General features: G+C 56.5%; 17 protein-coding genes and 1 pseudogene. 10 read left to right on the plus strand and 8 right to left on the minus strand.

The features are described 5' to 3' along the window. The first annotated feature begins 215 nt into the window (after nt 1-215). On the plus strand, nt 216-1,127 hold the full coding sequence (locus IQ241_RS22295; RefSeq protein ID WP_193911498.1) for a branched-chain amino acid transaminase: 912 nt from the start codon (nt 216-218) through the stop codon (nt 1,125-1,127). Nucleotides 1,128-1,138: 11 nt separating this feature from the next. Further along, nucleotides 1,139-1,780 (plus strand): Uma2 family endonuclease, encoded by a 642-nt coding sequence (locus IQ241_RS22300; protein ID WP_193911500.1) that lies wholly within the window; start codon nt 1,139-1,141, stop codon nt 1,778-1,780. 49 nt (nt 1,781-1,829) lie between these two features. Here IQ241_RS22300 and IQ241_RS22305 read toward each other — a convergent pair whose 3' ends face one another. Both IQ241_RS22305 and IQ241_RS22310 read right to left on the minus strand, forming a co-directional pair. Further along, nucleotides 1,830-2,780 (minus strand): HEAT repeat domain-containing protein, encoded by a 951-nt coding sequence (locus IQ241_RS22305; RefSeq protein ID WP_193911502.1) that lies wholly within the window; start codon nt 2,778-2,780, stop codon nt 1,830-1,832. A gap of 46 nt (nt 2,781-2,826) precedes the next feature. Then, a complete protein-coding gene (locus IQ241_RS22310; RefSeq protein ID WP_322743748.1) occupies nt 2,827-3,708 on the minus strand; it encodes a dienelactone hydrolase family protein in 882 nt (293 codons plus the stop codon). A 72-nt stretch (nt 3,709-3,780) separates the two neighbouring features. On the opposite strand from IQ241_RS22310, the gene IQ241_RS22315 reads away from it, so the two are divergent. Next, nucleotides 3,781-4,245, plus strand: a complete 465-nt coding sequence (locus IQ241_RS22315) for a hypothetical protein (RefSeq protein WP_193911504.1) — start codon at nt 3,781-3,783, stop codon at nt 4,243-4,245. Between the two features lie 13 nt (nt 4,246-4,258). On the opposite strand, the gene IQ241_RS22320 is transcribed toward IQ241_RS22315, so the two are convergent. After that, nucleotides 4,259-4,954, minus strand: a complete 696-nt coding sequence (locus IQ241_RS22320; protein WP_193911506.1) for a glutamine amidotransferase-related protein — start codon at nt 4,952-4,954, stop codon at nt 4,259-4,261. Nucleotides 4,955-5,209: 255 nt separating this feature from the next. Here IQ241_RS22320 and IQ241_RS22325 point away from each other — a divergent pair, with 255 nt between their 5' ends. Then, nucleotides 5,210-6,781: a Ppx/GppA phosphatase family protein gene (locus tag IQ241_RS22325; protein ID WP_193911508.1), complete on the plus strand. Its 1,572-nt coding sequence runs from the start codon at nt 5,210-5,212 to the stop codon at nt 6,779-6,781. A 41-nt stretch (nt 6,782-6,822) separates the two neighbouring features. Then, the gene (locus IQ241_RS22330; protein ID WP_193911509.1) at nt 6,823-7,740 is read left to right on the plus strand and encodes a mechanosensitive ion channel family protein; all 918 of its coding nucleotides are present in this window, start codon (nt 6,823-6,825) and stop codon (nt 7,738-7,740) included. 6 nt (nt 7,741-7,746) lie between these two features. Here IQ241_RS22330 and gndA read toward each other — a convergent pair whose 3' ends face one another. From gndA to IQ241_RS22345, 3 genes are all read right to left on the minus strand, one after another. Next, nucleotides 7,747-9,171 (minus strand): NADP-dependent phosphogluconate dehydrogenase, encoded by a 1,425-nt coding sequence (gene gndA / locus IQ241_RS22335; RefSeq protein WP_193911511.1) that lies wholly within the window; start codon nt 9,169-9,171, stop codon nt 7,747-7,749. Nucleotides 9,172-9,601: 430 nt separating this feature from the next. Then, a complete protein-coding gene (locus tag IQ241_RS22340; RefSeq protein WP_193911513.1) occupies nt 9,602-11,398 on the minus strand; it encodes a glycoside hydrolase family 10 protein in 1,797 nt (598 codons plus the stop codon). Next, nucleotides 11,395-11,742 carry a translation initiation factor gene (locus IQ241_RS22345; RefSeq protein WP_193911515.1) on the minus strand — a complete coding sequence of 116 codons (348 nt, stop codon included), beginning with the start codon at nt 11,740-11,742 and terminating at the stop codon, nt 11,395-11,397. The genes IQ241_RS22340 and IQ241_RS22345 overlap by 4 nt, the downstream gene beginning before the upstream one ends. A 151-nt stretch (nt 11,743-11,893) precedes the next feature. On the opposite strand from IQ241_RS22345, the gene IQ241_RS22350 reads away from it, so the two are divergent. Beyond that, on the plus strand, nt 11,894-12,628 hold the full coding sequence (locus IQ241_RS22350) for a rhomboid family intramembrane serine protease (RefSeq protein ID WP_193911525.1): 735 nt from the start codon (nt 11,894-11,896) through the stop codon (nt 12,626-12,628). A gap of 26 nt (nt 12,629-12,654) precedes the next feature. Here IQ241_RS22350 and larB read toward each other — a convergent pair whose 3' ends face one another. After that, nucleotides 12,655-13,434 carry a nickel pincer cofactor biosynthesis protein LarB gene (larB, locus tag IQ241_RS22355; RefSeq protein WP_193911517.1) on the minus strand — a complete coding sequence of 260 codons (780 nt, stop codon included), beginning with the start codon at nt 13,432-13,434 and terminating at the stop codon, nt 12,655-12,657. 198 nt (nt 13,435-13,632) lie between these two features. On the opposite strand from larB, the gene IQ241_RS22360 reads away from it, so the two are divergent. The 4 genes from IQ241_RS22360 to IQ241_RS22375 all read left to right on the plus strand — a co-directional run bounded on the left by IQ241_RS22360 (nt 13,633) and on the right by IQ241_RS22375 (nt 19,126). Beyond that, nucleotides 13,633-14,967 (plus strand): glycosyltransferase family protein, encoded by a 1,335-nt coding sequence (locus IQ241_RS22360; RefSeq protein ID WP_193911519.1) that lies wholly within the window; start codon nt 13,633-13,635, stop codon nt 14,965-14,967. Then, a complete protein-coding gene (locus IQ241_RS22365; protein WP_193911527.1) occupies nt 14,939-16,996 on the plus strand; it encodes a prolyl oligopeptidase family serine peptidase in 2,058 nt (685 codons plus the stop codon). The genes IQ241_RS22360 and IQ241_RS22365 overlap by 29 nt, the downstream gene beginning before the upstream one ends. A gap of 282 nt (nt 16,997-17,278) precedes the next feature. Then, nucleotides 17,279-18,865 carry a sensor domain-containing diguanylate cyclase gene (locus tag IQ241_RS22370; protein ID WP_193911521.1) on the plus strand — a complete coding sequence of 529 codons (1,587 nt, stop codon included), beginning with the start codon at nt 17,279-17,281 and terminating at the stop codon, nt 18,863-18,865. A 60-nt stretch (nt 18,866-18,925) separates the two neighbouring features. Beyond that, a complete protein-coding gene (locus IQ241_RS22375; RefSeq protein ID WP_193911529.1) occupies nt 18,926-19,126 on the plus strand; it encodes a hypothetical protein in 201 nt (66 codons plus the stop codon). Between the two features lie 39 nt (nt 19,127-19,165). Here IQ241_RS22375 and IQ241_RS22380 read toward each other — a convergent pair. Next, a pseudogene (locus IQ241_RS22380) lies at nt 19,166-19,386 on the minus strand (IS5-like element ISLesp5 family transposase); the annotation flags it as partial.

Genomic DNA, 19,386 nt, shown 5'->3' on the forward strand with positions numbered 1-19,386 from the left:
CTCGGACCGTGAAACACTGCAGCGGCGAAGATAGTGAGGGGGTAGCCCCTTGTCAAAATAGCTCGGTGCCAGGTCTATATTCAACCCGAAAGCGCCCTCACCTGAGTGAGAGCGCTTTCGGGTTTTGGAATTCCTAATATTGTGTGATCTAAGCTGCTTTTAGGCTCGGCGGGCTTTTATCCTGGTAGAAAGCGCTTTGAGGGCTCGTGAAGACCATGCACAATTTCCTGCCGGTGGCCTATTTTGAAGGGAAGTTTGTCCCCTTTGAGGAAGCCAATATCTCGATTGCGACCCACGCGCTTCACTATGGGACGGGCGCGTTTGGCGGTTTGCGGGGGATTCCGCATCCGCAGAATTCTGGGCAAATATTGCTATTTCGCCTGGATCGTCACTGCCAGCGGCTGAGCAAGAGCGCCCGATTTCTGAACTTTGACCTACCAGCGGATAAGATTCAGAGCGTAATCGTTGACTTTATCAAAAAGAACGCGCCGACCGTTTCGTTTTATATTCGGCCCTTTGTCTATACCTCTGACCTAGGGATTGCGCCACGGCTGCACAAGGTTGAGAAGGACTTTTTTGTTTATGGCCTAGAGCTGGGCGACTATCTATCGCCGGAGGGAGTGAGCTGCCGGATTAGCTCCTGGTATCGGCAGGAGGATCGGAGCTTGCCGCTGCGGGGAAAAATTAGCGGGGCCTACATTACTTCGTCGCTGGCAAAAACCGAGGCGGTGGAGTCTGGCTTTGATGAAGCGATTTTGATGAACTCGCAGGGGAAGGTGAGCGAGGCGTCGGGGATGAATGTTTTTCTGGTGCGGGATGGCAGGCTGATTACGCCTGGCTTTGAGCAGGATATTTTGGAAGGCATCACCCGCGATAGCATCATTGCGATCGCAAAGGATTTGGGAATCCCTGTAGTTGAGCGGCCTGTGGATAAGACTGAGCTGCTGATTGCCGACGAGGTTTTCTTGAGCGGGACGGCGGCGAAGATTACGCCGGTGCGGCAGATTGAAAGCTACCACTGCTCAACGCATCGGCCCATTACTGACCGACTCCGGGACAAGCTGAGCGCCATTACTGAAGATGCCGACGCGAACTACAGGGATTGGGTCTTTAAGGTCGATATCTAGAGCGAATAGTCATGGGCCTGCCAACGATTACGCCAGACCGGGTGGAGCTTGATCCGGGAGATGAAATAATTCTGCGGTTCAGAAGCTGGCAGGACTATGAAAGCCTGCTAGCGCGCAGACTAGATCGGGCAGGTTTGCGCATTCGCTACAGTGCTGAAACTCAAGAAATTAGAATCCTGTCGCCATTGCCCAGTCACGGCAAAAATGCCGACATGCTCGCAGACCTGGTAAAAGCAATGCTGCGACAGCAGGCTAAGGACTGGGAAGCCTATACCTCGATAACGCTGAAAAAGCTGGGCGAGCAGGGCGTGGAGCCAGATTACTGTTTTTACCTTCAGAACCGCAGCGCTGTTTTAGGCAAGGAGCGGATTGACTTAGCGATTGACCCGCCTCCAGACTTGGCTATCGAGGTCGATTTTACGTCGAGAACTCAGCCGCAGGACTATCGGGCGATCACGATTCCTGAGCTTTGGATCTATCGGCAATCTGAGCTGCTAATCTACCTTCATGACGGCTCACGATATCAAGAGTCGAGTTCAAGTGCCCAGTTTTCTGAAATCGATCTCAAAAAGCTACTGCCGCAATATGTCGATTGGAGCTGGCAGGTCGGTTCAAGCGTAGCACTGCGTGAGTTTGAGCAAGAAATCCGATGACGATAGCGACTGGGATTAGCGTTTTGGGCTTTGGGATTTTGTTGAGAAGCTATAGCTTTAACTCTGGGCGCAGCTGGGCGGCGGTCTGGACAGTTTGCCAAATCTCTTCGGTGTGGCGGTAGATCTGGAGGGCCGCGATCGCGTCCTCAGCATCCGCTAAATTCCCTTTTTCTACCAGTCTTACCAAGAATTCAATCGCTTCATCGGTTCGTAGGGTCGCGATCGCGAGTAAAAAGCTCTGCCTTAGCTCCCGCTCCCGAGTGCGACGCCATATTTGCTTAATGGGCTCAAAGGCTTCTGCGATGCGGGCTTCGCCTAAAGCTAGGGCGGCGAGTTCGCAAACGGCGGGTTCAGAAGAGTCTAAAAACTGGGCGACCAGGGGAAAAGATGGCTGCGGGGCTAGCTGAAGCAGGGCAATGAAGCATTCTGAAAGGACCTGGGGTTCGGAATCACCCAGGTGCAGCTTCAGCCGCAGGAGGGGAACACCCTGGGGATTTTCGCTATAGGCAATTGCCCGAGCTGCGCCGATGCGGGCTTCGATTTCGGCGTCGGCCAGGAGGTCGGCCAGCTCAGTCATCACCTCGCGGTAATGTACTCGAACCAGGCCTAACGCGCAGACTGCCCTCAGGCCGGGCGCGGTATCGGTTTCGCCACCCCAGACGGGTTCCATTTGAGCATAGCGAATTCCAGCTAGAAATAGCTCAGCTTCGGGATATTCGAGCTGATAGAGGGTATTGGCGATCGCGCTTTTTGCAATGCAGTTAGGATCGGTAGTGGTTCCTTTGGCCATCAACCGCTCAAACTGGGTGGCCAGTTCAGGCAGGAGCTGACTCAGCCGATGGTTGAGGGCTAGCCTGGCGACCTGGGCAATCGCGACCGGCTGTTTGCTGGTGAGGGCCTGGTGGAGGACCGCGATCGCGTCTTCTGTCGGCGGGTCAAGGCGATCTCGGACGGCCTTAATTTCAGCCTGAACGGCTTCTAACTTGCGAGACTTGGCCATCGATGTGCGAAGGGTATAAGCGCAAGTTTAGTATATCTGTTCTTCCCTAAGCAGCGCCCTTCAGGGTTTCTTCAAAAAAATCGGTCGTTTCTATCCAGGCGGCGGCAGCGGCTTCGGGGCTATAGTTTTGGCCGGAGGGGTTGGCAAAAGCATGTCCCACGCCGGGAAAGATATAGATCTCAGCGTTTTTATTCAGGTCGTTAAGCGCTGTTTCAAAGGCGCGGACGTCTGAAACTGGAATCGCCTGGTCATCTTCGCCAAAGAAGCCGATGATCGGCATAGAGAGCGGTTCTAGCTCGGCCTTGTCGGTGACGAGCTGGCCGTAATAAATCGCTAGCGCATTGAGCTGCTGGGGTAGGAGCAAACCCGTGCGTAACGACCAGCCGCCGCCAAAGCACCAGCCGATAGAGCCCACGGTCGGGGCGTCGTATTCCTCAGTTAAAAAAGTATAAGCCTGTTCCAGGTTGCGCTGAGCCGGTTCCGGGTCTTGCATGACGGCCTGCATCAGCTGGCGGGCCTGGTCTGGAGCTTCAGCCGTTTGTCCGCTGTAGAGGTCTACTGCCAGTACGGTGTAGCCTTCCCCGGCCAGCCGTCGGGCCATCGCTTCGATGTTTTCATTCAGGCCCCACCATTCGTGAATGGCGATAATGGCGGGTAGGGGCTGGGGCATCGCTTCCGGCTGGGCCAGGTAGCCAGTGACCGTTTGGCCATCGACGGTAGCGTAGTCTACTGACATCGCCGTGATCGGTATGGCAGGCTCCATTTGGCTAGCGGCAGAAGCGACGGGCGTATCGCCGACGTGCTCCTGGGCCATTTTGTCGGTCGTGGGGTCGGTCGTAGTTTGGAACGAGCCGCTGCAAGACTGAAACAGCAGCGCGAGGCAGAGTGCTAGCGCAAACAGAGTTGCCGTGACCGATCGCAGACGCACAGTAGCCTCCTAGGGCGAGTAGACCGAAACAGTACCCTTATAGCGTACTCCGAATGAACCTCAGGTGAACCGATGAGTGACTTTCCCGATAACCCCTTTGCCAAAGGCGATTTGCTCGGCCAGGGCGGCTCAGACGAGGCGTTTGCTGAACCGGAGCGGGAACCTCTGCCGCCACTAGCCAGTGATGACAGTAAGACCTCAAAAAGCTCGAAGGGGCGAAAATCGAGTAAAAAATCGCGGTCGGCGGCTGACCCTGGCGCGGTGTCTAACAGGGCTGATGATGAGGGCGCGATCTCGCCTCCCCCCGCTACAGGTTACAAAGTCCAGATTCTGGCTAAGATTCCGGTCTCTAAAAACACAAACGTACCGGGTCGCGACTACCTCTGGTTCGCCACCTATCCAATTATTCCGCGCACCGGCGACTGCCTGTTTCACGACGGTATGTACTTCCGGGTCGAGCGCGTCTTTCTCTATGAAAACACCCGGCTGGGCTGGTACGCCGATGTGGAAGTGACCTATTATGGGCAGCGGCGCTAGGTGGGCAGCAGCGTTAAGCGCTCAGCCAGGTCTGCAAAAATGGCTCCAGCCAGCGTTCTACCGCTGCGCCATGCTGCTGGTGATATTTAAAGTGCAAATCGCGCGGCTGAGCGCCTGCTAAGACTAGCTGTTCGGGCGCTTTACCCGTCCAGAAGTCGATCATGTCGGCGGTAATTTCGGGATGAAACTGCACGCCATAGGCTTGGGAGCCGTAGCGGAACGCCTGATTTGGAAAGGCGTCCCCTTTGGCCAGCAGAGTCGCTGAAGCAGGAATTTCAAACCCTTCCTGGTGCCATTGGTAGACGTAGAGTTCTGGGGGAAACAGGTCTTGACCTGCGGCGGTCGCGTAGATCGGGTGGTAGCCAATTTCTCGATGGGCCTTGGGATGGTGGTCTACCGTTGCGCCCAGCACGCGGGCTAGCATCTGAGCGCCTAAACAGACCCCAAGATAGGGCTTGCCTGCGGTCAGGACTTGAGAAATCCAGTCGAGTTCTTTGCGAATAAACGGTTCAGTCTCGTCGTTAGCGCTCATGGGGCCGCCAAAAACCAAGGCTGCTGAATGCTGGTCGAGGTGTTCTGGCAGGCTATCTCCAAGCGCCGGGCAGCGCAGATCGATACTGTAGCCGAGTTCGGACAGCTTAGTTCCAATCAGCCCTGGCGTAGAGGTTTCCTGATGGACAACGGTGAGGACCGGGTTTGGAGATGACATAGAACGGGGACGTGCAGACCAGGGCTGAGAAAATTTCTCTCTAGCTTAGCGTGAACCCCTGATCATAAACCTCTGGAGTTCGATGACGCTGCGCCGATTTTATGTATAAGTCAGCTTAGGGTGAAGTTTAAGCGAGGGTTTTGTCGAAAATAGGGTTCGGGCAGGTAGCCCTGTACCATAGGTCTTAGGTCTGCTTTAGACGACCGGCGACGACTGGTTCCAGGGCAAACCGGTATTAACCTGTAGGCACCTACTATGAAACTCGCCGCCATCGACATTGGCACCAACTCCATCCATATGGTGATTGTCGAAGTGCGCGGACGGCGAAGTTTTGACCTAATCGACCGGGAAAAAGAGATGGTGAAACTGGGCGCAGGTGTTTTTGCGACCCAGCGGCTGAGCGATCGCGCTTACCAAGAAGGCCTCGAAACCATCAGCCGCTACGTCCAGCTGGCCGACCAGGTCGGCGTAGACGAGATTATCACCGCTGCCACCAGCGCCATTCGCGAAGCCCAGAACGGCGAAGCTTTTCTCAGCCAGGTGGTGAAGCAGACCGGGCTTTCTCCCCGGATTATTTCGGGTACAGAGGAAGCCCGGCTGATTTTTCTGGCGGTGCGAAACGCGATCGCGCTTAAAGACGGCAATGCCCTCGTGCTCGATATTGGCGGCGGCAGCACCGAAGTCGCCGTCGGCAGTCGGGAAGACTTTCACTTTGGCTATAGCCTGCCGCTGGGGGTACTGCGGCTGCTCGATATGTTTGAGGATAAAGGGCCGGTGGGGGCTGAGGCGCGGGGGGTGCTGGAAGCCCATATCCAAATGCTGGCCCGCGACAGCTTAGACCAGGCGCAGCAGCTGGGCTTTACCCAGGTGATCGGCACCTCCGGCACAATCCGCACCCTGGGTGAAGCAGCTCACCTGGCGGCGGATGGCGACTCACTGCGCTCTCTCAATGCCGAAGTGGTCCAGATCAGCGATATAGAGGACATTACTGAGCAGCTGCTCGACCTGAAGCTGGAAAAGCGTCCCAAGATTGAGGGCATTAGCGAAAAGCGCGCCGATGCCATTCACCTGGGCGGTGTGCTGCTGGTACAGCTGCTGAACATGGCCGGGGTAGAAAAACTCACCCTCTGCGAGGCTTCCCTGCGGGAGGGACTGCTACTCGACTACCTGGAGCGCCATGTGCAGCCGGGGGGGTTCTCAGCTGCAACCAGCCTGCGTCATCGGCTGGTCGCCCAGCTGTCGCAGCGCTTTAGCAGCGACTGGCCGCAAAAAAAACATATTGCTAGCCTGGCCCAGCAGATTTTTGACCAGACCCAGCCGCTGCACGAGCTGGGTCCGTTTGAGCGTGAAATTCTCGAACATGCTGCCTGCCTGTATGACATCGGCCAGTATATTGCCTTCCGCCGTCACCACAAGCACGGTCGCTACATCATCAAAAACACTGAGCTGCGCGGCTTTACCGACGAAGAAATTTTGCTGATCGGCCACGTCGTCCGCTACCATCGCAAAGCCAAGCCCAAGAAAAAGCACAAGAAATTTAAGCGCCTGACCCATCGCCAACGCCGGATCGTACGCATTCTCTCCGGCATTTTGCGGCTGGCCGTGCGGCTCGACAAAACCCGGAATCAGCGGGTTGAGCAGGTCACCTGCCAGAGCAACGAAGAGACGCTGAAACTGGCGGTCTCGGGCGAGGGCAGTCTGGAGTTAGAAATTTGGGCGGCGATGCGCGATCGCGAAGTCCTCGCCGATGCCTTGGCGCGTAAGATAAAGATCTATCGCGGTCAGGCAGAGGCTGCTCAGGCCAGTCCCGATAGCGAATTGCGCTAGTCAACCGGACTCCCCCGAGCAAGATTGAATCAGGACAAATCATGATACAGCCTTTAGATGCCGTCTGGGGCTTAGGCGCCGCCGTTCAGAGCAAGCTGATCGCGTCGGTGATTGGCGTTGTCTTGGTGTTTGGGCTGCGGTTTGCAGCGATGCGGCTGCTCAACCAGCGGGTCTTAGACCCTACCCGACGCTACCGCTGGCGTAAGGGGATTAGCTACACCAGCTTTGCGATCGCGCTGCTGCTGGGCGCTGGCCCCTGGCTGCCGAATCTGCGGGGGCTTTCGACCTTTTTGGGGATTATCACGGCGGGCCTGGCCGTCGCCCTGAGAGACCCGATTATCAACCTGGTCGGTTGGACGTTCCTGCTCTGGCGGCAGCCGTTTCAGGTCGGGGATCGGATTCAAATCGGCGACCACGCTGGCGACGTGATTGATATTCGAGTTTTCCAGTTTACCCTGCTGGAGATTGGCAACTGGGTAGCGAGCGACCAGAGCACCGGACGGATTATTCACCTGCCCAACGGCAAAGTGTTTCGAGACGCGATCGCGAACTACTCTACCGGCTTTCGCTATCTCTGGAACGAGATCCCGGTGCTGATTACCTTTGAGAGCGACTGGGAAAAAGCCAAAGCAATCCTGCTTGACATCGCCGACGAGAATGCCGCCCATCTCGGCGAAGTGGCCCAGGCCCAGCTGCGCCAGACGGTGCAGAAATATTTGATCTTTTACTCCAAGCTGACGCCGACCGTCTATACCTCCGTACGGGAGAGCGGCGTACTGCTAACGATTCGCTACCTCTGTGAGCCCCGGCGACGACGCGGCACCGAGCAGAGTATCTGGGAAAGTGTTCTCAGAGCCTTTGCTCAGCACAGCGACATTCAGTTCGCCTACCCAACCCAGCGCTTTTATCAAGCCCCGGCGCAGCCGCCAGCGCAGGACTACGACATTTCAGAACGCTAGATTGCGCTAAGCTACCGGCGCGGTTTCCTGCATCCATTCGGTGTGGAAGACGCCCGCTTTGTCGATCCGCTCGTAGGTGTGGGCACCGAAGTAGTCGCGCTGGGCCTGGGTGAGGTTTTGCGGTAAGCGATCGCGCCGGTAGCTGTCGAAGTAGTCCAACGAAGCGCTAAAGGCCGGTACCGGAATGCCAAACTGAGCCGCCATCGCAATCACTTCGCGCCAGGCCGTCTGCCGGTCTAGAATCGTCTGCTTAAACTCCGGTGCCAGCAGCAGGTTAGGCAGTTTTGGATCTTCGTCAAATGCCTTTTTGATTTTGTTCAGGAAGCGGGCACGGATAATACAGCCGCCTTTCCAAATCCGGGCGGTCTCGCCCAGGTCGAGATCGTATTCAAATAGCTCAGAGGCTTTGCTTAGCAGCGCCATCCCCTGGGCGTAGGAGCAAATTTTAGAGCAGTAGAGCGCATCCCGAATTTTGCCGATAAACGCCTGGGCATTGCCGTCAAAGCTCGCTGTGGGACCTTCAATTTGCTTCGCGGCTATCATTCGCTCGTCCTTGATCCCCGACATAATGCGGGCATTGACCGCCGCAGTAATGGTGGGAATGCTCACTGCCACTTCCAGGGCATTAATCACCGTCCAGCGGCCTGTTCCTTTTTGCCCAGCCTTGTCTAAAATCAGCTCCACCAGCGCCTTGCCGGTGTCGTCCATCTTGGTAAAGATATCGGCGGTAATCTCAATTAGAAATGAGTCCAGCTCCTCTGTGGTATTCCACTCTGAGAAAACCTCATGCAGCTGCTTATGGTCCAGCCCTAGCACGTTTTTCATCAGGTCGTAGGCTTCGGCAATCAGCTGCATGTCACCGTATTCGATGCCGTTGTGCACCATCTTGACGTAGTGCCCCGAACCGCCCGGGCCGATGTAGGTGACGCAGGGGCCATCGTCTACCTGGGCAGCAATCTTGGTGACAATCGGCTCAATCGCCTCGTAGGCCGCCCGGGTGCCGCCCGGCATCATGCTGGGGCCGTTGAGCGCGCCTTCTTCACCGCCGCTGACGCCCATGCCGATGAAGCTGAGGCCGCTCGATTCCAGGTCTTTAACCCGGCGCTCGGTATCTTCATAGAGCGAGTTACCGCCGTCGATGATCATGTCTTCGGGGTCGAGCAGCGGCTTCAGCTGCTCAATCACGGCGTCTACAGGCTTGCCTGCCTTGACCATGACCAGGATCCGCCGGGGCCGCTCCAGCGCTGCTACAAAATCTTCAAGGGAATAGGCTGCTACCACGTTTTTGCCCTGAGCCCGGTTGGCCATGAAGGCGTCCGTTCTTTCAGGGGTTCGGTTGTAGACGGCAATCGGAAAGCCGTTGCGCTCGACGTTGAGGGCGATGTTTTCACCCATCACCGCCAGCCCGATTACACCAAAACTCTGTGCCATAAAACTTTTCCTACTTTTCTACTGAAGATTGGGAGCAAAACGACGGTATGAGGTCCCTATAAAACGACCGCCAGGCATTGCCAAAACTTTAAACAAACATAGCGGTTTTTTCCACCAGCAACCGTCGCCTTGACCGCTTTACGTGAAAGCAGCATTAATTTATTGATTTTTTTTGGTTTTGGGCAGCGGTCGGTAGAACTTTTCTGCAATCCGCTCAGCGTTCTAAGTAGTCAGCCAAAATTAATTACATGCTTTTTGCAGAGCGAAGTCTGATGTCATGCCGTATAGCCCAAGGGGCATGAACCCGCGGAGCGACGCTGAAAGCGTAACTGGTCGAGGCATCTCACCTTGAAGCGTCAGCATTCGAGAGATTCCTCGCTTGCTCGGAATGACAAATCCTTTTATGTAAATTTCAATGCTCAGGTACTTATCAAGGTTGCCAGCCGCCTTCTAGGCTAGGGTAGTCAGCCTCGTTAGGGAAGACCTGACGAAACCCGGCCTGCCGCTGCTCTGGGGTCTCGGTCTCGGAAGTCCAGAGGGTTTCATAGAAAAAGAAGGCCACTCCGGCAAAGCCGCGATCACGCACCGCCTCAATCTGCTGCTGAATCTGCGCTAGCGGCACCGAGCGCCCCTTCAGCCCACTGAGGATGCCGACGCTGGTGGGAATATGCCGCCGCGCTGTCTGGGCCGGGTCGCGCCCCATCTCCCAGACAAACCGACCCAGGTCATTCCGATAGAGCTGGATCACCAGCTCCTCCACATAGCCCCGTTCGACCCAGGTGGCCCAGTCCTGGAGGTAGTATTCGTAGGCAAACTCGTGGGGATTGGGCGCGACGGACATCACCGCGTTGGGGCGACGGGCCTTGACCACCTCGAACACCTCGCCCATAAAGTCAGTGATTTTATCGGCTCGCCAGCGCACCCAGTCGGCATCGGTCGGATCTTCAGGCGGTAAAGCACCGCCATGCTCCTGCTGATAGAGATTCACCGTGTAGGGATCGTAGCCGTAGGCCACCGGCAGGCCCATATGGTCATCCACCTGGAAGCCGTCAATGTCGTAGTTGCTGACCAATTCCCCAATTAGCGCCAGCATAAACTGCTGTACTTCCGGGTGGAAGGGATTCAGCCAAACCCGCTCATGGGTGCCCTCCGGCGTCGTCAGGCTGCCGTCATTTTTTTGGGTCAGCCAGTCGGGATGGCGCTGGGCCAGGGTGGAATCGGCTGGTGCCATAAAGCCAAACTCAAACCAGGGGATGACCTTCAGCCCCAGCGGCTGAGCCAGGTTGATGAGTTCTAAAAGCATATCGCGATCGCCCTGCGTTGCTTCCAGCTCCGTCTGACGCCCCGTCTGCTCCAGGTCGGGGTATAGCCCCTGCTGGTAGCCCAGGGTGCGCTCAGCAACGGCGCTGGGGAATAGGGTGTAGCCCCAGTTCCAGACCGTGGGATACACCGTGTTGAAATTCAGGCTGGCTAAGGTTTCCAAGGCTGCCGCTAGCTTCTCGCGAGAAAACAGCACGTCGCTGTCAATATTAGTTAACCAGACGCCGCGCAGTTCGCTAGATGGGGCCGCGATCGCGGGTGGCGGCTCGAAAGCAACGGCCTGACTGGCGGCAATCGTCCCCGCGACTTCTGGGTCGCGGCTAGCTAAGCAGATCATGGTTGCGCTGTCGGCCAGGCTGGCAGGCTGCTGAGGCCGCAGTAGCTGCGGCCTGTCGAGTTGGGGAATATAGCCCTGGGCTAGGGCCGCCGCGACGCCTTCCCGATTGGCGCGAGGAATCAGCAGCGCATCTCGAAAGGTTTGAAAGAGGCTCTGGGTGGCGGTGGACTGATAGGGCGTAGCGGAGCCGGTGACCAAGATGGCTAAGGCCTGCGATCGCGAAATGGGTCGAAACATTGCGGCCTGCTCGCCCAGCGCCGCCATCAGTAAAGCCTCTGTCTGCGACCGAGCTGCTTCAAAGGTCAAGCCTAAAGCCTCGTTCGCAGTGGCGAAGGCACCGGGGAAGGCCCGCAAGACTGTCGCGGCAAAGTTTCCCTGAGAAACGGTTTCATCTAGGCCCCTGAGGACTCCTGGGGGTAGTATTTGGCGCTGCACCAGCCGCTGCACACAGGGTAGCCGCTGTTCGTCAGCGCTCAAATTTGCCGCTGCGGGTAACCCTAGCCCGACCGCGCACAGCAGTCCGATCAGAAAGGACAGGCCCAGACGCCGCAGTAAGTTCACTATGCTCACTTGCCCCCGCTCACCTTTGCCCGATAGCCTTTCTCAGCCAGCAGGGAAACCAGCTTAGGCGCATGCTCTCCCTGAATTTCAATCGTATTTTCCTTAACGCTGCCCCCAGAACCGCACTGGGCCTTGAGCTGTTTCGCCAGCGCCGCCAGCGTCTCAGGCCGATGCTGAAAGCCGCTGATCACGCTAACGCTCTTACCCTTGCGTCCCTGCCGCGTCACCTGCACCCGCAAGTCCTGCTGCTGGGGTGGAAAATCAGGCACCGCCCGTTCAAAGGCCGCCGACTGCGACCCAAACTCAGCATAGACGACGCGATCGCCCTCACCCCTATTCTTCCGCTTACTCATACACTTCCTACCCTTCTTCCCTCTCTCTTCCCACTACTCACCATCCACCATCCATCACCCCATCACCCCACTCTACGGGAGTCCGCCTTTGGTTGTATATCCGACGACAGAAACTGCGGTAAACTTGCAAACAATCTTCAGAAAGCAGCCTGTGGTTCCCCTACGCGACGAAAATCCGATCAAGATCACTCCCTACGTCACCTATGGGCTGATTGCAGTGAATGTGCTGGTGTTTCTCTTTGAAATCAGCCTACGAGATCAGACCCTGACTCAGCTGTTTTACCAGTGGGCCGTTGTCCCCAAGGAGCTAACCATCAGCTTTCAAACTGGTTTTGGGTTTCCCCACTGGTCTGAATGGGGCACGCTGATTTCGGCCCAGTTTCTCCACGCGGGCTTTTTGCACATTGCCGGAAATATGCTCTACCTCTGGGTATTTGGTAACAATGTAGAAGATCAGCTAGGCCACGTGAAGTTTCTGGTCTTTTACCTGGTCTGCGGCATTTTAGCCTCACTGACCCAGTGGTTCTTTGACCCCGCTTCGGCAGTGCCTTCCCTGGGCGCTAGTGGCGCGATCGCGGGCATTATGGGGGCCTACATTTTCCGCTTTCCCAACGTGCGAATTCTTACCTTTGTACCGCTGGGCTTTTTCTTTACGACCTTTCGGATTCCCGCCCTGCTCTTCCTCGGCTTCTGGTTTGTCCAGCAGGCCCTATACGGTTTTGTCAGCCTGGGAGCTCCAGCTGATGTTGGCATGGGCGGCGGCGTTGCCTACTGGGCGCACGCGGGCGGCTTTGTCTTCGGCGCGGCTCTAGGCTGGCTGCTGGGCCTGTTTAATCCCGAAGAAGGCTATCAGCCGGAAGAAGCGCCGGAAGAAGCGGTGGAGTAATTTTTGCCCGTAGCTCTGCCTGGAACCTAATTTTTAGCGCTAATCTTGGCTGCGGTTCGCAGAATCTGCCCGGCCAGCACAGCTGCGCCAAAGCCATTGTCAATATTCACTACGCCGATACCGGTCGCGCAGGAATTGAGCATGGTCAGCAGTGGGGCTAGACCGCCAAAGCTCGCCCCGTAGCCAATACTGGTCGGGACGGCCAGCACCGGCACATCGGCCAGCCCAGCCACGACGCTAGGCAAAGCCCCTTCCATCCCGGCCACCACAATCAGCACGTCAGACTGGTCGATCACCCGGCGATTGTCTAGCAGACGATGGATGCCCGCGACCCCGACATCCCATAGCCGCGTCACCTGAAAGCCCGAGAGTTCCGCAGTGATGGCAGCTTCCTCGGCGACGGCCAGGTCTGCCGTACCCGCAGTGAGAATGCCGATAGTGCCAGGGCAGTTTTTGGGTAGGGACTGGGGCGCGATCGCGCTAATCCGAGCCGCTTCGAAATATCGCACCGCCCGCAGCTCAGCCTGTATCCCGGCGTGAACCTCAGGCGTAATCCGGGTCGCCATCACCACCGGCTCCCGCTGCTGCATCGCCCGCATAATCTCAACAATCTGCGTCACCGTCTTCCCCGGCCCCCAGATCGCTTCAGGAAACCCGGTACGCAGAGCCCGGTGATGATCTACCTTGGCAAAGTCAGCAATCGGCTCGTAATCTAAATGCTTAAGCCGATCGAAGGCCAGATTTGAACTGACCTTGCCGGTCGCAACGGCATCTAGCAGTTCTCGAAGGGCTTCAGGCTGGGTCACAAACAAACGGAATAAAGGACTATACCAGGCTAGCGCGCCTCACCCCCGTTCTGAAGGAACTGCCCCAAAGAAAACCCCGCCTCATCCAACCCTGCCCAAACCGCAAAATGCAAAAGTAAGGGCTTGGGAACCAAGCGCCCTACTGCGCCTGCTTAAATCCCCATCGCCCCATCACCCACCACCCACCACCCACTCCCCATGCCCACCGACCTCCTCATCCTCACCAACGGCCCCGGCGAAATCGCTACCTGGGTCAAGCCAGTGGTGCAGGCGCTGCGCGATCGCATCCCTAACCATACTGATCTGCGCATCTCAGTCATGCTCTCCCCCTGCCCCCACGCCTCAGGGGATGAACATCGCACGGCTTTGGGCTATGACGAAATCGATCGGGTGCAGCCCGCCAGCGCCTTCTTCCGGTTTTTGCTGACCGGCAAAACCGTGGATGGTTGGGACTGGTATTCCCAGGGCATCGTGGTCTTTCTGGGCGGAGACCAGCTGTTTCCCGTGCTGATTGGCCGACGGCTGGGCTACCCTACGGTTGCCTATGCCGAGTGGGAGGCGCGCTGGCCCCAGTGGATTGACCACTATGGGGTGATGAAGCCGCAGACCATCCGACCCAAATACCGGGCCAAATACCGGCATAAGTTTACCGTCGTCGGCGACCTGATGGCAGACGTGCCGATGGCTTCAGCTAAGGCGGCGATTCGAACCCAGCTCTCGATTGGGCCAGAGACGGAACTGATTGGGCTGATGCCGGGATCCAAACCGCTGAAGCTAGAGCCCGGCGTTCCGCTCGTCTTGGGCATTGCCGATCGGCTGCGGCAGCAGCGGCCCAACGCCTACTTCGTGATTGCCGTTGCGCCAACGGTTGCTCTGGACCGGCTGGCTTTCTATGCAGATCCCGAGCGGAATTCCGCCGTCGCGCTGATGCAGGGACCCGCCGTGGAGCTGGTGAAGCCTACACAGCCGGGAGCGCTGCCTTATTTTCAGACTCAGGCCGGAACCCGGGTCTATCTTTGGACAGCGTTTCCGGCCTTTGACCTGCTAAGTCAGTGTCAGCTCTGCCTGACGACGGTAGGCGGCAATACGGCCCAGCTCGGGGCACTGGCGGTGCCGATGATCGTGCTGGTGCCCACCCAGCGAATCACGGCGGTTAAAACCTGGGACGGGTTGCCTGGAACGCTGACACAGCTGCCCGGTGTGGGTGCGGCGCTGCGTCAGGTGATCAATCCGCTGATGATTGCGTTCATTCGTCGCACCCAAAAACGCCTGGCCTGGCCTAATATCTGGGCGCAGCGCCAAGTCGTCCCTGAGCTAATCGGGCCGCTGACCCCGACAGCCGTGGCTGAACTAGCATTAGACTATTTGGATCATCCCGAAAAACTGGTAGCGATGCGGCAGGCTCTGCAACAGCTCAGAGGCCAGCCGGGCGCAGCTAAGAAGCTAACACAGATTATCTTGGACAGATTAAACTACCGATATACCGAGACTGTTGAGCAATCCCATGGCGCTGAGCTATCCCCCCACTCGTAAGGCTGACCAGGTTGATGTCTATCATGGCAATGAAGTCGCCGATCCCTACCGCTGGCTGGAGGACCCCAACTCGGAAGAAACCAAGGCCTGGGTAGAGGCTCAGAATCAGGTGACCTTTGGTTATTTGGAAAAGTTAGCAGGGCGCGATCGCATTCGTCAGCGACTAACGGATTTATGGAACTACGAGCGCTATGGGACGCCGTTCAAGCGGGGCGATCGCTATTTCTATTCCAAAAATGACGGTCTGCAAAATCAGGCCGTGCTCTATACCCAGCCGACTCTGGAGGCCGAGCCCAAGGTGTTGCTCGACCCCAATACGCTGTCTGAAGACGGCACCGTTGCCCTGGCGGGGATTGCCGTCAGCGAAGACGGTCAGTATCTGGCCTATGGTCTCTCCACCGCTGGTTCCGACTGGGTTGAATGGTTTGTCCGGGAGATTGAGTCTGGCAAAGACTTAGCGGATCAGCTCAAGTGGGTAAAGTTTTCCGGTGCGGCCTGGACGCACGATAACCAGGGCTTTTTCTACAGTCGCTATGATGAGCCGAGCGAAGAAACCCAGCTCGAAGCCGTCAACTATTACCAAAAGCTCTTCTACCATCGCCTGGGCCAGCCCCAGTCTGCCGATACCTTGGTCTACGAGCGATCCGATCAAAAAGAATGGGGCTTCAGCGGCAGCGTCACCGACGACGGTCGCTACCTGGTGATCAGCGTTTGGCGGGGGACTGAACCGCGCAATCTGATTTTCTATAAAGACCTGCAAGACCCCGATGCCGAGGTGATTGAGCTGATTTCAGAATTTGAGGCCCAGTACAGCCTGATTGATAACGAAGGCAGCCGCTTCTGGTTTCAGACCGATCTCAACGCGCCCCGGGGCAAGGTGATTACGATCGATCTGACCCAGCCCGACCCTTCTCACTGGGAAACGATCATTCCCGAAGCCGAAGAAACACTGGAGTCGGTCGGCCTGCTGAATCACCAGTTCGTTGCCGACTATCTTAAGGATGCCTACACAACTATCCGCATTTATGACCTTCAGGGCGGCTATGTCCGCACCGTGGATTTGCCTGGCATCGGTTCAGCCGGTGGCTTCGATGGCCAGCGCGACGACACCGAGACCTTCTACAGCTTCACCAGCTTTACCATCCCTAGCCGGATCTATCGCTACAACCTGAAAACAGGAGAAAGTACTCTCTTTCGTGAGCCCACTGTTGATTTTGACCCGGCTCAGTATGAGACCCGGCAGGTCTTCTACGACAGCAAAGACGGCACTCAAATTCCAATGTTCATCACCCATCGGCGGGGGCTAGAGCTAAACGGCCAGAATCCGGTGCTGCTCTACGGCTACGGCGGCTTTAGCATTTCCCTGAGTCCTAGCTTTTCAGTCAGCAACCTGGTCTGGCTGGAGCTGGGCGGTGTCTATGCCGTACCGAATCTGCGCGGCGGCGGCGAATATGGCGAAGACTGGCACCAGGCGGGGATTAAGCTGAAAAAGCAGACGGTGTTTGACGACTTCATCGCGGCGGCGGAATGGCTAATTGCGCAGGGCTATACCTCGGCGAAGAAATTAGCGATCGCGGGTGGCAGCAACGGCGGGCTGTTGGTCGGTGCCTGCATGACCCAGCGCCCCGAGCTCTTCGCGGCGGCCTTGCCCGCAGTCGGCGTGATGGATATGCTCCGCTTTAACCAGTTCACCATTGGCTGGGCCTGGGAATCTGACTACGGGTCTCCTCAGACCGAAGCCGAGTTTGCCGCCCTCCATGCCTACTCTCCTTTGCACAATCTTAGGCCCGGGACAGCCTACCCAGCTACGCTGGTCACCACTGCCGACCATGACGATCGGGTGGTGCCAGCCCACAGTTTCAAATATGCCGCAGCGTTACAGGCGGCTCATAGCGGCTTGGCCCCGGTGTTAATCCGGATTGAGACGAAGGCAGGCCACGGCGCTGGCAAGCCCATTGCAAAAATCATTGAAGAAGTTTCCGATAAATGGGCATTTTTGAGTGAAGTCTTAGGGGTTCGCCAAAGTTAAGTCTCTTTTAGCTCAGCTGGGTTCATTCAAGAATCTTGTCTCGGATGGTTTTGCCAGCCAGCTATCGAGTTGATCAAGGTAATATTTGATACTATTTTTGATCAGCTGAAGCGTACTTTCAATTTAATGAAATCAGATACAAAAGATGAAGAAAACTGGCATTTTGGAGGGACTATTGCTAAATGAGAGCTGTCTCGCTCTCAGCACGAAAGTATTTTTTTTACTAAATCATCTCCATATTTTTCTTGTACTGAGTCAGGTGAGCTCAGCTCGGGTGCCGACATGTTAAACGACGATCTCCTCACGATTCGCGATCCGAGCCGGCTGGCTGCTCTGGCTGCCTTAGATTTGCTAGACAGTCCGCCTGAGCCTGCCTTTGATACCTTGACTCGAATTGCGGCTAAGTCGCTGCGCGCTCCGATAGCGATTATCTGCCTGGTTGATGCAGAACGCCAGTTCTTTAAGAGTGCTTTTGGCCTACCCCAGCCCTGGGCTCTGCGCCGGGGTACGCCCCTGACCCATTCCTTCTGCCAGTTCGTCGTGACTTTTGGTCAACCCCTGCTGGTTTCAGACGCAAGGCTAAACTCCCTCCTCCACCAAAATCTAGCCATTCCTGAACTCGGCATTGTTGCCTACGTCGGCATCCCGATTGTCTCCCACGATGGCCATACGCTAGGAAGCTTCTGCGTTGCTGACTGTGTCCCTCGGGTTTGGTCAGACGAGGAAATCTCGCTGTTACAAGATCTTGCCGACTGTGTCATGCTCGAAATTGAGCAGCGCCGTAAGCTAGCTGAGCGTGTCCAGTTTGAGGAAGTGCTACAAGCTCTGAATGCCGAGCTAGAAACTCAGGTCGATACCCTGGTCAGCGCATTGAGCATCAAGCTAGGTGAGGATATGCCGCCTAGCCAGAACCCACAGTTTGAATTGGACCTGGCCCGGCGACATTTCCAGGTTAAAGGCGTTAACGTCAACTATCGGACTTTGGTCGAGCAGCTGCCCGCGGTGGTCTATATCAACGACCTGGGCTCTGTCTGCTCTATGCTCTATGCCAGTCCTCAAATAGAGTCCATCCTGGGCTACTCGGCAGCAGAATGTATGGCCGATCCCTTCATCTGGGATAAAATTATTCATCCTGACGACCATGGCTGGGTGCAGGAAAAATGCGATGAGGCAAATGACGCGGGCGAACCACTCCGGCTGGAATATCGCATGGTCACTAAAGATGGTCGGATCGTCTGGATTCGGGATGAAGCCGTACTGATATATGATTCAGAGGGCCAGCCTCGATGCCGGCAGGGTATTCTTTCCGACATTACAGTGCGCCGCCTGCTGGAATCGCAGCTCACTCATCAGGCCTTTCACGACCCCCTGACGGATTTGCCCAACCGGTCGCTCTGCCTGGATCGCTTGCAGCAGGCCTTAGTTCGAGCAGAGAACTGTAATCGACCGGTTGCAGCCCTCTTCCTCGATCTGGATAATTTCAAGCAGGTCAACGACGGTCTGGGCCATCAGGCAGGAGACCAGGTGCTGACCGTGGTGGCGCAGCGGCTGCAAAACTGCATTCGCCCTGAAGATACGGTGGCCCGGCTGGGCGGCGATGAGTTTGTGATCTTGCTCGATGGGGTAGATGGGGAGCAGGATGCGATCGTGGTTGCTCAGCGAATTCTAGCGGCTTTAGCCGAGCCCATTGTGTTGCAGCAAGAAGTTTGGATCACTTGCAGCATTGGCATTGCCCTGGCCGTTGCCGATCAGGCCAGTGAAGCATTTTTAGAAAACGCAGACGCGGCCATGTATGAAGCGAAGACCAAAGGTAAAAACCAATATGCCATGTTTATGCCCGGTACCCATCGGCTACGCCAGCATATTTGAGCCTTTAGCAGCCTGCCGATCGAAATCGGTTGCGCAATTTATTTCGGATGGGATAAGCTAATGAATCCGATTCATAGGTTCGATTGGGATACGGCGTTTCGGGCGCGGCATGACCATGCTCAGAAAGCGCTGGAAAAGATTCTTACCCTGCCCTTAGAGTTCTATGACGAAAACAATCCTGGTCGGATTCCGCTCGAATCGCAAAAGGGCTTTCAAACTTTACCTGGACCTATCCTGAAGCCACGTGGCTTTGTTGCATGAATTGAGAAAGGGACAGGGGTTTCCCATCTCGGTCGTTTTCTAGGCTGCAACGCGGTAGCAATCAGGCATTCCGAGCTGCGTCATCCGGTTGAGCGCCTTACATTCAATCATCAACTCGGTGGTTTGAGCTGCGATCTTTCTGGCACACACCTCACCTGTGAAAACGGTTTTGAGTCGGTACATCCCCGTCTCGCTGAGCGAACGGCGGTGATAGTTGACTTCTTCTTTCCAAGCTGAGCGATCCACTTTGCGGATGCGTC

Source organism: Vasconcelosia minhoensis LEGE 07310 (genome assembly GCF_015207255.1).
Taxonomy (GTDB): Bacteria; Cyanobacteriota; Cyanobacteriia; order Phormidesmidales; family Phormidesmidaceae; genus Vasconcelosia; species Vasconcelosia minhoensis.

Excerpts from the sequence above, each read along its gene's own strand:
- IQ241_RS22315 (WP_193911504.1), top strand. The coding sequence starts at position 3,781 with ATGAGTGACTTTCCCGATAACCCCTTTGCCAAAGGCGATTTGCTCGGC.
- IQ241_RS22370 (WP_193911521.1), top strand. The coding sequence starts at position 17,279 with ATGTTAAACGACGATCTCCTCACGATTCGCGATCCGAGCCGGCTGGCT.
- IQ241_RS22375 (WP_193911529.1), top strand. The coding sequence starts at position 18,926 with ATGAATCCGATTCATAGGTTCGATTGGGATACGGCGTTTCGGGCGCGG.
- IQ241_RS22320 (WP_193911506.1), bottom strand. The coding sequence starts at position 4,954 with ATGTCATCTCCAAACCCGGTCCTCACCGTTGTCCATCAGGAAACCTCT.
- IQ241_RS22300 (WP_193911500.1), top strand. The coding sequence starts at position 1,139 with ATGGGCCTGCCAACGATTACGCCAGACCGGGTGGAGCTTGATCCGGGA.
- IQ241_RS22325 (WP_193911508.1), top strand. The coding sequence starts at position 5,210 with ATGAAACTCGCCGCCATCGACATTGGCACCAACTCCATCCATATGGTG.
- IQ241_RS22345 (WP_193911515.1), bottom strand. The coding sequence starts at position 11,742 with ATGAGTAAGCGGAAGAATAGGGGTGAGGGCGATCGCGTCGTCTATGCT.
- IQ241_RS22295 (WP_193911498.1), top strand. The coding sequence starts at position 216 with ATGCACAATTTCCTGCCGGTGGCCTATTTTGAAGGGAAGTTTGTCCCC.
- IQ241_RS22330 (WP_193911509.1), top strand. The coding sequence starts at position 6,823 with ATGATACAGCCTTTAGATGCCGTCTGGGGCTTAGGCGCCGCCGTTCAG.
- IQ241_RS22305 (WP_193911502.1), bottom strand. The coding sequence starts at position 2,780 with ATGGCCAAGTCTCGCAAGTTAGAAGCCGTTCAGGCTGAAATTAAGGCC.
- IQ241_RS22360 (WP_193911519.1), top strand. The coding sequence starts at position 13,633 with ATGCCCACCGACCTCCTCATCCTCACCAACGGCCCCGGCGAAATCGCT.
- IQ241_RS22365 (WP_193911527.1), top strand. The coding sequence starts at position 14,939 with ATGGCGCTGAGCTATCCCCCCACTCGTAAGGCTGACCAGGTTGATGTC.
- gndA (WP_193911511.1), bottom strand. The coding sequence starts at position 9,171 with ATGGCACAGAGTTTTGGTGTAATCGGGCTGGCGGTGATGGGTGAAAAC.